This is a genomic window from Candidatus Protochlamydia sp. R18 (assembly GCF_000648255.1).
GTDB classification, from domain to species: Bacteria; Chlamydiota; Chlamydiia; order Chlamydiales; family Parachlamydiaceae; genus Protochlamydia; species Protochlamydia amoebophila.
The window spans coordinates 1-223 of record NZ_BASL01000651.1 but is presented as its reverse complement, the minus strand read 5'-3'; the positions used below and the strand labels follow the sequence as shown (position 1 = coordinate 223).

Sequence of the window (223 nt, the reverse complement as noted above, 5' to 3'; positions counted from 1 at the left end):
GCTTAGATCGAGATGCTGTAAAGCCGTTAAGGGTGTCAAATGGGCTAATCCATCATCCGTGAGATTCTCGCAATCGCTTAGATCGAGATGCTGCAAAGTCGTTAAGGGTGTCAAATGCGCTAATCCTGCATCAGTGAGTTTTCGACAGTAGCTTAGATCGAGATGCTGTAAAGCCGTTAAAGGTGTCAAATGGGCTAATCCATCATCCGTGAGATTGCTGCAC

General features: G+C 46.2%; 1 pseudogene. It reads right to left on the bottom strand.

Features of this window, described 5'->3' with window-relative positions:
* A pseudogene (locus TY19_RS03860) lies at positions 1–223 on the bottom strand (hypothetical protein); the annotation flags it as partial.